The organism is Microbacterium horticulturae, assembly GCF_029094505.1.
GTDB classification, from domain to species: domain Bacteria; phylum Actinomycetota; class Actinomycetes; order Actinomycetales; family Microbacteriaceae; genus Microbacterium; species Microbacterium horticulturae.
In genome coordinates, this window is sequence record NZ_CP119108.1 from 680,467 (window position 1) to 692,864 (window position 12,398).

10 protein-coding genes are annotated in these 12,398 nt (G+C 67.6%); 4 read left to right on the forward strand and 6 right to left on the reverse strand.

Translation table 11 applies throughout. From position 1 onward, the window contains the following. Window positions 1-37: 37 nt before the first annotated feature. Window positions 38-475: a MarR family winged helix-turn-helix transcriptional regulator gene (locus tag PU630_RS03085; RefSeq protein WP_275278890.1), complete on the reverse strand. Its 438-nt coding sequence runs from the start codon at window positions 473-475 to the stop codon at window positions 38-40. 35 nt (window positions 476-510) lie between these two features. On the opposite strand from PU630_RS03085, the gene PU630_RS03090 reads away from it, so the two are divergent. Beyond that, window positions 511-2,355 carry a DUF2207 domain-containing protein gene (locus tag PU630_RS03090; protein ID WP_275278891.1) on the forward strand — a complete coding sequence of 615 codons (1,845 nt, stop codon included), beginning with the start codon at window positions 511-513 and terminating at the stop codon, window positions 2,353-2,355. A gap of 374 nt (window positions 2,356-2,729) precedes the next feature. Here the strand turns inward: PU630_RS03090 and PU630_RS03095 are convergent, their stop codons facing one another. Next, window positions 2,730-4,286 carry an HNH endonuclease signature motif containing protein gene (locus PU630_RS03095; protein WP_275278892.1) on the reverse strand — a complete coding sequence of 519 codons (1,557 nt, stop codon included), beginning with the start codon at window positions 4,284-4,286 and terminating at the stop codon, window positions 2,730-2,732. Window positions 4,287-4,485: 199 nt separating this feature from the next. Continuing rightward, on the reverse strand, window positions 4,486-5,934 hold the full coding sequence (locus PU630_RS03100; protein ID WP_275278893.1) for an aldehyde dehydrogenase family protein: 1,449 nt from the start codon (window positions 5,932-5,934) through the stop codon (window positions 4,486-4,488). Between PU630_RS03100 and PU630_RS03105 the strand changes: the two genes are divergently transcribed. Further along, window positions 5,935-6,057, forward strand: coding sequence for a hypothetical protein (locus PU630_RS03105; protein WP_275278894.1), 123 nt, complete (start codon window positions 5,935-5,937; stop codon window positions 6,055-6,057). 186 nt (window positions 6,058-6,243) lie between these two features. Here the strand turns inward: PU630_RS03105 and PU630_RS03110 are convergent, their stop codons facing one another. The 3 genes from PU630_RS03110 to PU630_RS03120 form a co-directional block, all read right to left on the reverse strand. After that, on the reverse strand, window positions 6,244-7,542 hold the full coding sequence (locus PU630_RS03110; RefSeq protein ID WP_275278895.1) for a low temperature requirement protein A: 1,299 nt from the start codon (window positions 7,540-7,542) through the stop codon (window positions 6,244-6,246). A 68-nt stretch (window positions 7,543-7,610) separates the two neighbouring features. Continuing rightward, entirely contained in the window at window positions 7,611-8,576 is a 966-nt protein-coding gene (locus PU630_RS03115) for an alpha/beta hydrolase (RefSeq protein ID WP_275278896.1), read from the reverse strand. Between the two features lie 118 nt (window positions 8,577-8,694). Then, on the reverse strand, window positions 8,695-9,387 hold the full coding sequence (locus tag PU630_RS03120) for an SDR family NAD(P)-dependent oxidoreductase (RefSeq protein WP_275278897.1): 693 nt from the start codon (window positions 9,385-9,387) through the stop codon (window positions 8,695-8,697). A 155-nt stretch (window positions 9,388-9,542) separates the two neighbouring features. On the opposite strand from PU630_RS03120, the gene PU630_RS03125 reads away from it, so the two are divergent. Then, entirely contained in the window at window positions 9,543-10,187 is a 645-nt protein-coding gene (locus tag PU630_RS03125; RefSeq protein WP_275278898.1) for a TetR/AcrR family transcriptional regulator, read from the forward strand. Between the two features lie 78 nt (window positions 10,188-10,265). Continuing rightward, entirely contained in the window at window positions 10,266-12,386 is a 2,121-nt protein-coding gene (locus PU630_RS03130; RefSeq protein ID WP_275278899.1) for an MMPL family transporter, read from the forward strand. Window positions 12,387-12,398: the final 12 nt, after the last annotated feature.

The following is a 12,398-nucleotide window of genomic DNA, read 5'->3' on the forward strand; positions in this document are numbered from 1 at the left end:
CGGCCGCCTCACGCCACCGCCGGCGCTGTGCACCGCTTCAGCCGGCTGGGCGCCCGCGCAGCTTGTCGGTCAGGCGCTTGAGGTGGGCGAGCTCGTCGTCGTCGAGCGGGGTCATCTTCTCGGCGATGCCGCGGGCGTGCGCAGTGGCGATGGCGCGAAAGCGTGAAGCCCCCTCCTCGGTCGCCCGCACGAGCGAACCGCGCCGGTCGTCGGGGTCGGGGCATTTGGCGATGAGGCCGCGGGCGACCATCCGCTCGACGAGTCGCGAGACGCTCGGCTGGCTGATGAGCATGTTGGCCGTCACGTCGCGCAGTCGTGCGGTCATCTGCGGTCCGCGCGTGACGGTGAGCAGAACGTCGTACTCGGCCTGGCTCAGCGTCGATTCATCGAAATCTCCGCTGATCTGCGTGAAGATCTCATGCTGCGCGCGGAACAGGCTCTCCCAGGCGGCGACGGCCAGGCGACGGTCGGTCATCGCTCCAGCGTATCCGGCCCCATAGGCTGGCAGAGATGCCTCGATATCTGCGTGCTCTTCTCGTCGCGGCCGCGGTGGCCGCGGCATCCCTCCTCTGGGTCGGGCCGGCCGCGGCCGCGGTGCTGCCGTCCGTCGGCGCTGAGCCGGTGTCGGCCGTCGGCCCCGTTTCGGCGGACGTCGACGACTTCTCGTTCTCGAGCCTTGACGTCGACTACACGCTCGGGCGTGAGGACGATGGCACGAGCACGCTGAAGGTGGTGGAGACGTTCGTCGCGGACTTTCCGCAGACCGATCAGAATCACGGCATGAAGCGGGCGATCCCCGACACGTACAACGGGCAGCCGCTGAACCTGCATCTCGTGTCGGTGACCGATGAGAACGGCGATCCGCGTCCGGCCGACACCGACGACGACGACGGATGGTTCACGATCACCTCGCGCAGCGACCAGTACCTGCACGGTCCGCAGACGTTCGTGTTCACATACACGGCGCGGCACGTGACCTGGCACTTCTCCGACACCGGCGCCGACGAGTTCTACTGGGACGTCAACGGTACCGATTGGGGGCAGCCGTTCGGAACGGTGGATGCCACGCTGCACGTGCCTGCGGATCTCGCCGGCGCCCTCACCGGGCGGCAGTCGTGCTACCAGGGTGCGTACGGCATCAACGACACGTGCGAGATCACGTCAATGCCCGGTGACGGCGGCGCGGTGACCGTGCACGCGCAGGCCCGCGAGCTGGACGCACGCGAGAACATGACGATCGCGGTCGGCTTCACCGCGGGCACGTTCACGCCCTTCGATCCGTCGCTGCTCGCATCGCCGTGGGGCTGGGTGCAGGGCGTCGGCGTGCTCGCGGCGCTGGCGTCCGTCGTGTCGGCGATCCTCGTGCGGGTGCGCAGGCTTCGGGATGCACCGGGACGCCCGACGATCATCGCCGAGTACACGCCGCCGAAGAACGTGGACGCGCTGTTGGCGGCGGTGTTGCGCGGGGCGACGTCGAAGGCGGTGCCGGCGGAGGTGCTCGAGCAGGCCATTCGTGGCAGCATCCGGATGATCGAGGGCGAACGGCGTGTGTTCGGCACGCACAAGATGCAGGCGGAACTCGTCGATGCGTCGCGCTCGGGTGACAAGGACGGCAGGATGCTGCTGGCCGGCATGTTCGGCGACCAGCCGATGCCCGGTGACGTCTTCACCTTCGGGAAGTCGAACAGTCGCTTCGCCAAGGCAGGGCAGAAGATGCTCAAGTGGGGCGCGGCCGAGGTGAAGCGGCGGCGCTGGAAGCGCGTCGACACTCGGTACGCACGTCGCCTGCCGGTGCTGTTGGCGTTCATCGGCCTGCTCGTCTCGGTGGGTGCCGGAGTCATCGCCATGGCGATGTACGTGTCGGCGGCTGCGAGCGGGATCCTGCTCATGGCCGGCGTGGCGGCGTTCGTGGCTTCGATGATTCTCATCGCGCGATCGCCGCTGACCGCGGATGGTGCGGAGGTGCGCGACCATCTCGAGGGGCTGAAGATGTTCATCGAGTGGGCCGAGGCGGATCGGATCAGGATGCTGCAGTCGCCGTCCGGCGCCGAGAAGACGCCCGTGGATGTCAATGACAAGCGCCAGGTGCTGAAGATCTATGAGGCGCTGCTGCCGTACGCGGTGGTGTTCGGTCAGGAGAAGGAGTGGGCGCAGCAGCTCGCGACGATGTATCCGGCCGGAGAAGGGCCGTACTGGTACAGCGGCAACATGGCGGCCTTCAACGCGGCGACCTTCGCGGCGGGTATCAGCTCGCTGTCGGCGACGGCGGCGTCGTCGTCATCGACGTCGGGCGGCTCCGGCGGCGGTGGCTTCTCCGGCGGAGGTGGCGGCGGTGGCGGGGGCGGCGGCGTCTGATCCTGCGTCTGATCCTGCGTCTGCTCCCCGTGTCTGCTCCCCGCGTGTGGTTCCCGGGCCTGATCCCGGGTGTAGGTGCGGGGCCTGATTCAGAGGTCTGATCCCGGGTTGATCCAGGGCTGATCCCGTGATGTTTGTGCGGCACCCGTCCGGCGCAGAGTTCTCGGTTACCGAGCGGCGCTTCGTCTCGCTGTTCTCGCTCAGTACGGGTCTTGGCGCGTCGACGCGGTCTGGCCGCGTTCGGGTTCTTGGCTGTTGAGCGAGCGCCGCAGGGGCGAGCGTCATAAGCGCGAGTCGAAGCGACTCGTGAGCAGCCGTATCGATCCTGGAATCGGCCGAACCGATGGCGGCGTGGTGGTTGGTCGGCGCGGGCGTCACGTGCGTCTGATCTGTTCGGTGGCGGGTGCTCTTGTTCTGCTGCTGTTGAGTCGTCTGCGGAGTGTGTTGCGGGCTCGGTGGAGGGACCCGTGGGTGGGTCGCCAGGTGTCGGTGGGGTCGAGGTTGCGTGGTGCGCGTACCTGGGGGAGTCCGTCTACCATTCGGATTTGCCATCCGCTGGTTTCGATGGTGCGGTGGTGCCACCAGCACAGGGGGACGCCGTTGTCGACGTGGGTGGGTCCGCCTTTGCTGTGGGGGATGACGTGGTGGATTTCGCACCAGGTGGCGGGCATGTTGCATCCGGGGATGATGCAGGTCCCGTCGCGGGCGATGATGGCTTTGCGTTGGTTGGCGTTGAAGGTGCGGTTCGGGGTGCCCAGGGCGATGATGCGCCCGTCGGTGCCGAAGAGCAGGTGTTGGGTGCCGGCGTTGCAGGCGGCTTGGCGGGCGACGAAGGCGGGGACGGTGCAGTCGGTGCCGTTGATGAATCCGACACTCTCCTCACCCTCCCGGTCCCGGTCACGGTCCTGGTCGTGGTCGTCGTGTTCGCTGGTGTCGTGGCGGTCGGGGTGCAGGTCGTTGTCGTCGATGGTGATGACCGTGACGGGCGCGGCGCCACCCAGGGTGGGTGCGTCGGCCGAGCGTACGGCGATGTTCAGGATGGTGGCGAGCACGTCGTGCAGTTTCTGCGCATGTGTGCGGGGGTCCCGGGGCTCGTCGTGGGTGTGCGCCTCACCCTCGGGGTTCTCGCTGAAGGCCACACCGCCGGAGGGGTCGGGAAGGGTGGTGACGCGGGGGTTGGTCATCGCGTCGGAGAGGTGGCGGAACTGTTCGTAGATGTCGGAGAGGATCCATCCGTTGACCGGGCGGATGCCGCCCTGGTCGGGGCCGAACCGGAGCGCGCGTTTGCGGGCGGCGCGCTCGAAGTCGGGGAGGGTGCCGTCGGGGTCGAGGACCAGTTCCCAGACTTTGGCTTGGATGCGGGTCTCATCGGCGGTGCATGCCGGTGCCTGGTCGGTGCTGTTGCCGGTGGCTGCGGCGGTCAGTTCGTACTCGGCCGCAGCCCACTGGGCAGGGTCGGTGCGATCGGCGATCGGGTTCAGAATGCTGGTGATCGCGGTGATTGAGTCGACCCCGATGCCCCCGTCGATGAGTGCTTCCCGCACGGTGAGGAACCGGGCCGGCAGCGGCTGTCCGGTCAACGTAGTGCGGACAGCGACCGCCCGGCCCTGCCGGATCCGGGCCCGCGCTGTGGAAGACGCGATCCCGGTGACCCGGCACAGCAGATCCGCGGCGGTCGAGCACCCGGACCGGGCAGACAGGCGCTCTTCCCCCAGTTCGGTGCGGGAGCGGTCATCGACCTCGGCGGCGGTGGTGATCCGTAGCGCGTCGACGCGCCGGCCGAGTGCTTCGGTGACCCGGGTCAGTTCGAGCAGTTCGGTGTCGGACAGGGTCCGCACCGCGTCGGCCGCGAGCGATTCATGCACGATGTCACTCAGCGTGCTGTCGAGACCGGTGAGGGTCTCGATCAGGTCCGCGGGTGCCGTGTTCATGCTTCCATCATGCCGCCCACCACCGACATTGGAACGCGACGAATCCCAGATCAGCTCTGATATCTGTGGACAACTCGGGAAGGTCCGGAATCGAGGCTGCTTGTGGAGGAGTCGATGCGCTTCACCGACCTTCTAGTGAGTGAAACAAGGAGACGGACGCCCAACGCCGGAGCCACGCCGGGCCCGCGACATCCCGCACTCAGAACGGATACCCCTCCACCCGACTCTGCATCGTGACCCACTGCGTTTCGGTGAACGTGTCGAGGTTCGCGCGCGGTCCGCCGAAGCGTCCGCCGACGCCCGAGGCCTTCGACCCTCCGAACGGGATCACGGCTTCGTCGTCCACCGTCGCATCGTTGATGTGCACGGCGCCCGATTCGATCCGGTCGCACAGCTCGTACGCGGCGTACGGGTTCGACGTGATGATCGACACCGACAGTCCGTACTCCGATGCGTTGATTACGTCGATCGCCTCGTCGACGTCGTCGTAGACCTGGATCGGTGCGACCGGCCCGAAGATCTCCTCAGCCCAGGCGGGGTTGTCGGTCGCGACATCCGTCAGTACCGTCGGCCGGTAGAACAGTCCCTCGTACTCGCCGCCCACGGCGAGCGTCGCACCGTGCTCGACGGCGGCCGTGACATACCCGTGCACGCGATCGCGCTGCTTCTCGTCGATGACCGGACCCAGCGGCATCCCTTCTTCCGGATCTCCGACCGGGATGCCGCGTGCCTTCTCCGTGAGTGCAGCGATGTACTCGTCAGCCTGGGAGCGGTGCACGAGATGCCGCCCCGTGGTCATGCAGATCTGCCCCTGATGCAGGAACGACCCCCACGCGCCGATCGAGGCCGCCGCGTGTACGTCGGCGTCGGGCAGCACGAGCATCGCGTTGTTTCCACCGAGCTCGAGATGCACCCGCTTCAAGAGGGGCGCGGCCGCCTCGCCGATCTTGCGGCCGGCGGGCGTCGATCCGGTGAACGAGATGCACGGCACTCCGGGATGCGCGACCAAGGCTGCGCCGAGCTCGCCGCCGCCCGGCAGCACGTGCAGCACGCCCTGCGGCAGGCCCGCCTCTTCGAACAGCGCGGCCAGGGCCAAACCGCCCGAGACCGAGGTGCGCGGATCGGGCTTGAGAATGACCGCGTTGCCCAACGCGAGCGCGGGAGCGACCGAGCGCATCGACAGTATCGCGGGAAAGTTGAACGGCGAGATCACCCCGACGACGCCGAGCGGCACGCGCCGGGCGATCGAGGTGCGGTCTTTGACGCTGCGCAGCAGTTCGCCGTAGGGGTGGGATGCCAGAGCCGCCGCCTCCTGCAACTCGCTGATGACCAGCCCGGCTTCGAAATCAGCCTTGCCGCGGCCCGATCCGCTCTCGGGGATCAAAACGTCCGTCAGCCGGGCGGGGTCGGCCTCGAGCAGCTGCGCCGCCTTCAACATGACGGCGGCGCGGGTGGCGTAGGGCGCCTTCGCCCAGTCCTTCTGCGCGGCCGTCGCCGAGGCCACGGCGCGGTCGAGGTCGGTGGCATCGGCCTGTGCGACGGTGTCGATGACGGCGCCGGTCGCCGGTGCCGTGACGGTGAGCGGCGCACCGGCGCCCGCGCGCCAGCCGTCGGAGAAGAGGGCGTTGTGCCAGGGGGAGGTGCTCATATGCCGAGCCTCACACTCCGCACGCGGCAGGGCAACCTCTTCGGCGGTGCGCAACGGCGTCCGGTGCACGGTGAGAAGAAGGCGCTTCTGCGGTGCCGGCAGGGGATGCCGCAGACAGAGTAAGGGCCGGTCGGAGAGGCTCTCGACCGGCCCTTGTCCCTTGCACCAAGAGTGTCCTGCAATCACATGCCGGTGGCTGCCACAGCAAAACAACCACCGTTCGATAACTGTATAACGAGAAGGTAACGGGCGCCACCCCCCGGCGTTATCTTTTCGTAATTCTCATGACAAACTTGTCATCTCCCGAACCTACTCACAGGTGCGAATCGATCCTCCGGCGCGGGTCAACCGTATCTCGGCGAGCTGATCGCTCAGCGCCACGCTGATGAGCACCGCGACAAGCGCTGTGCTGATCAGCAGCGCAGGAAGAGCGCCACCGAACAGTCCTGGCCCCGCGCACGCCGCGATGGCGACCAACCGGACGTATCCGACGCGACGCGTCGCCCGCAGCTGTAGAGCGAATTGCGCAAGAAGGAAGAGCATCGGTCCAGCGCTGACGGCGATCAGCTCTGCACGCCCTAACGGCTCCAGCGGGTGCGCGATGACGATCTCGTCGCCCACGGCCGTCAGAATGATCCCGGCGACGATGAGGACGTGCCCGTAGGTGTAGATGTCTCGCGCGCGATTGGTTCGGTTCTCCCTCGCGCCAAGGGAGCGCTCGCCGAGATCTCGTGTGGAGACGAAGTACAGCCACCACAGTGCTGCTGATCCGGTGAAAGCGCTGATGAACGCGGCCGCGGTAGCGGCATCCAGCTCACGTCCCGCGGTCGTCGCGCCGGTCTGGATGATCGTCTCGCCGATAGTAGCGATCACGATCAGCCCGAATCGCTCGGTGAAGTGGCCGGTGGCCAGGCGCCAGGACCCGGCCACGAGCCGGCGCCGACCGGGGAGTGGGAAGAAGATGCGGGGGGCGATGTAGTCGAGGGCAAGGGCAAACGACCACAGCCCTGCTCTCCATCCGCCTTCGGCCAGCCCTCCAGCGATCCAGAACACGCCGGCTATCAGGAACCAGGCAAGGATCCGTCCGGCTTGCTCTCGTTCCACGCTCCCACGGGCAGCCACCACGAAGGTGAGGAAGGAGTGACGGCCCACCTGAATAGCAAGGTAGGCGGCAACGAACAGAAGGCCGCGCTCGCCGAAGGCATGGGGAACGGCGATGGCCATCAGCAGACTCCCGAGCATGAGGGCGATCAGCACCAGCCGGACGGGATTGGTCTCCGGATCGAGCTCGTTCGTGGCCCACGTCGTGTAATTCCACGACCACCACACGGCGAGCAGGACGATCGCCGCCTGGCCGGCTCCCACCCAGGTCAGGTTGCTCAGAAGCAGATGTGAGACCTGAGTGATCGTGAAGACGAACACAAGGTCGTAGAACAGCTCCAGCGTCGCGGCCCGCTGGGCTTCAGCATCGTCTCGACGCCGGAGGCGTCCGGGCGCCGCCGCAGAATTCTGAGCAGGTCCGTCACGATCGGCGTCGTCGACGTCTCGAGCGGCGTCCGCCGCCGTCGCCGGCGCGGAGGGCTTCTCCGGAATGGGCTGGTCGGCCACCGGTTCTCCATTCGGAAAGGTGCAGGTGTGGCCCGCGCTTCGAACGTGGGCCACAACTGCGGTTTCGGTCACGCCGAGAGGGATGCCTTCAGGTGGGCGATCGCCTGCGCGACAGCGGCCTTCGCGGCGTGAGTCTTGTGCATGCTGTTGACCATCACGAAGTCGTGGATGATCCCGGCGTAGCGCACCTGGGTCACATCGACGCCGGCACGGCGGAGCTTCGCGGCGAACGCCTCGCCCTCATCGCGGAGCACATCGGCCTCTCCGTTGATGACGAGGGTCGGCGGGAAGAAGGCCAACTGCTCTTCCGTCGCCCGAAGCGGGGATACGGTGATCTGCGCCCGCTCCTCCTCGCTCGTCGTGTACTGGTCCCAGAACCACTTCATGCCGTCGAGCGCGAGGAAGTACCCGTCTGCGAACTCCTTGTACGACTCGGTGTCGAACGTCGCGTCGGTGACCGGGTAGAACAGGACCGCGCCCTTGAACTTCACATCGCCGCGCTCTTCCGCCATGAGGTTCAGAGCGATGGCCATGTTGCCGCCGACCGAGTCGCCGGCGATCGCGACGTTGGACCCATCGAGGCCCTTCTCGGCGCCGTGCTGCACGACCCATTGCGCGACAGCGTACGACTGCTCGTTCTGCACCGGGTACTGGTGCTCCGGGGCGCGGTCGTACTCGGGGAACACGACGGCCGCGCCGGTACCGACGGCGAGGTCGCGGACGAGGCGGTCGTGGGTGTGGGCGTCGCCGAAGACCCAGCCTGCGCCGTGCGTATAGAGCACGACGGGCAAAACGCCAGTCGCTCCCTTCGGCTTGACGATGCGGGTGACGACCGACCCGGTCGGGCCGCCCTCGACGGTGATCCACTCCTCATCGATCTCGGGCTTCCAGATGGGCTCGTCCTGCACACCGTCGACGGCTTTGCGTCCGTCCTCCGGGGCGAGCTGGTACAGGAACGGCGGGTTCGCGGTGGCGTCGACGAAGGCCTGTGCGGCGGGTTCGAGGGCGATGTTCTTCGGGTTGCTGGTAGACATTTGTCTTCCTCCTGGGTTGTTTTTCGGATCTGATGAGCTGGGTCGGTCAGCGACGGCGGCCGGCGCGCACATGGCGGTGCGCCGGGTCGCGGTATGACCGGGCGGCCGGGATGTGCGCTCACCAGGGCAGGGTGCCGGTGCGGTCGGAGGCAGTTCCGGTCGGTGTCGCTGGGCCGAGGGTGGCGAGACGAACGGCAGCCTCCGCGCCTTCTGCAACGGTCTGCCCGACGTTGCCGGTGAAGTCGGTTGCCGTCTGGCCCGGGTCCACGGCATTGAACCGGATCTCCGGGATCGTCTTCGCGTACTGCGTCGTGAGCATGGTGACCGCGCTCTTGGAGGAGCCGTACGCCGCGAGCGTGTATTGGGACTCCACTCGTGCAGGATCGTGCGTCAGCGCGAATGAGCCCATGCCGCTGGTGACGTTGATCACCGACGGATCGGTCCCCTTCCGCAGTAGCGGAAGGAAGGCGCGCGTGACGCGGACCAGGCCGAAGACGTTGGTCTCGTACACGGGACGCAGCTGGTCCGCAGTCATGTCTCCAGGAGCTGCGACCTCGCCGAGGATGCCTGCGTTGTTGATGAGGACGTCCAGATGTCCCACCCATGCTCGTATCGTCGCAACGGCCGACGTGACGGACGCGTCGTCGGTCACGTCCAGTTGCACGAAGTGGGCTCCAAGGCCGTCGGCGGCTTCCTGCCCGGCGGACGCGTCACGCGACCCGATCCAGACCGTCTGCCCTGCATCGAGCAGACGACGGGCGACTTCGTAGCCCAATCCGCGGTTTCCTCCGGTGATGAGTGTTGTTGTCATCGATGTCATGCCCTTCCAGATGTTCGTGCGCGGCGGGTTACGTTACAGCTAATCTATGTAACGAAACCCGATGCTCGGAACACTAGCCATGGTTATCCGTTACAGTCAAGTTGTGTAACGAAACGGCACGGGATGATGACGAAGGGACGACGACGATGTCTGAGAAGAGCCGCAGATCACAGACACCGACCGGGTCGGGCGGACGCCCCCGTGACCCGATCATCGAAGAGGCGATCATTGAATCGACGCGCATGCTGCTCGCGACAAAGGGCTACTCGGCGATGACGATCGGCGACATCGTCGCCGATGCCGGCGTGACGCGCCCCACGCTGTATCGACGCTGGCCGAACAAGTACGAGCTGGTCATCGACGCCCTGCGATACGGGTTGCGCAAACAACGGGAAGCGTACCCGCCGCTGGAGCTGGACGATCTCACTCCGCGAGAGGCCGTGGTCGAAGCCGTGCGTCGGCTCGATCCGCGCTTCCACAATCCGCGCGCGATGACCCTGCACGGCAACTTCATGGCCGAAGCGGCGCGCGAGCCGGGCCTGATCGCGCAGATGAGGGAACTGGGCAATCAACCACGATGCCAGGAACTCACCGATGTGCTCATCGAACTCCAGAGGCGGGGTGCCGTGCGCCAGAACGTCGACGTGGATATGGTCGTGAGCCTTTCGTTCGGGAGCTACTTCGCCGACTTCAATCGGTACGGCCACGATGTGCCAGCCGACTTCGCCGAACGCGTCGTCGCCACGCTGTGGCCTGTCATCGCCAGAGAAGGCGAGCTCACATCCACGTGAGCCATCCCCCGAAAGGCTGACCTCGATCTCACCCCTGCACCCGATGTGGAGGATGGATGCCGCGGCTGAACTGGAAGCATGCATCCCGAACCCTCTTCCGCCCGGTCGTTCCCTGCGCGCCTGACCTCGCGCCGCGGTGCCTGGATAGCCCTCGCGCTCGCCGTTCTCGTCTTCGTCGGCCTGTTCGGCCTGTTCGGTCGCGCCGAAGCGCCCGGCGGCAACGACGCGGCTCCCGCCTCGTCCGAATCGGCGCAGGCGCAGGCCGTGCTCGATGAGTTCCCGGGCCATGACGTGCAGTCTCTGTCGGTCGTCGCCGTCCGTACCGACGGGGGCGTGCTGACCGCCGCCGACAAGGCCGCGTTCGCCGACCTTGCCCCGATCATCGACGCGCAGACCGGCCACGAGCCGGGCCGCGTCACCGTCAGCGACGACGGCGAGGCCGCGGTCATGCAGGCGCCGCTGACGGTGTCTGATGACTCCGGCACGAATGCGGAGAGGGTCGACGCCGTCCGCGATGCGATCGCGGGTGTGGATGCCGCGGGCCTTGACGTGCTCGTCACCGGCGGCCCCGCGTTCGGCGCCGACATCACGAACGCGTTCGCCGGTGCCGACATCACCCTGCTTCTCGTGACGATCGCGATCGTCGCGCTGCTGCTGGTCATCACCTATCGCTCGCCGGTGCTGTGGTTGCTGCCGTTGACCGTGATCGGCATCGCCGACCAGCTCGCCGCCAAAGTCACTGCTGCCCTCAGCACGGCTTGGAACCTTCAGTTCGACACCGGCGTGGTCAGCGTCCTCGTCTTCGGCGCCGGCACGAACTACGCGCTGCTGCTGATCTCGCGCTATCGCGAAGAGCTCGCGCGACACGACGACCACCGCACGGCGCTCGCCGTCGCCTGGCGCAAGACCGTGCCCGCGATCGTCGCCTCGAACCTGACGGTCGTGCTGGCGCTGGCGACCCTCGTGTTCGCCGTGATCCCGGGCACGCACGGGCTCGGCATCGCTGCCGCCGTGGGGCTGCTCATCGCCGCGGCATGCGTTCTTCTCGTCCTCCCGCCCGTGCTCGCCGTCTGCGGCCGTCGCGTGTTCTGGCCGTTCACGCCACGACCCAGAGAGCACGCGGCCCAGGGCCGTGTCTGGGGCGGCATCGCCAACCGGGTCGTGAAGCGCCCGACCCCGGCGCTCGTGGGTGGCCTCGTGGTCGTCGGCGTCATGGCCGCCGGCTTGTTCGGCACCACCGTCGGCCTCACCCAGGTGGAGAAGTTCCGCGGCGGCTCCGAGTCGGCGACGGGCCTGACGACCGTGGCCGCGCACTTCCCGGCGGGTGAGGCGCAGCCCATGATCATCGTCGCCGACGCCGACCATGCGCAGGCCGTGGCCGACGCCGCACAAGACGTGCCCGGTGTCACGCGCGCGATGACCTCCCACGACACCGCAACCGTCGACGGCACCCCGATTGCCAAGATCGTCGTGGTGGGGGAGCCCGAGCCCGGGTCGGACGCGAGCCTCGATCTCGTGCGCGACGTGCGCACGGCCGTGCACGAGGTGCCCGGCGCCGACGCGCTGGTCGGCGGCGCGGTGGCGACCGACGTGGATGCGCGCGATGGAGCCTGGCGCGACCTGCTGCTGATCGCGCCGCTCGTGCTGGCCATCAGCCTCGTCGTGCTCGTGGTGCTACTGCGCTCGCTGGTCGCGCCGATCCTGCTGCTGCTCGTGAACCTCGCCAGCGCCGCCGCCGCGATCGGTGCCGGCGCGTGGCTTGGCCGCACCCTGTTCGGATGGCAATCGCTCGATCTGCCGGTGCCGCTGCTCGCGTTCATCTTCCTGGTGGCACTGGGTATCGACTACACGATCTTCCTCGTGCACCGGGCGAAGACCGAGGCCGACGAACACGGCACACGTCGCGGCATGGCCCGGGCCGTGGCATCCACCGGCGGTGTCATCACCAGCGCAGGCATCGTGCTCGCGGGAGTGTTCGCGGCGCTCGGCGTGCTGCCCCTCGTCACGCTCGGACAGCTGGGTCTCATCGTCGGCCTCGGCGTGATCGTCGACACCCTCGTCGTGCGCACGATCGTCGTGCCGGCGCTGTTCGCCCTCACCGGTGACCGCATCTGGTGGCCGCACCGGCCCGCGCCGCGCTACCGTCAAGACGACGCGCTGCCCGACCCCGAGCTGGTCGGTGTGAGCGCCGACGACTGAGAGCGAGCACCG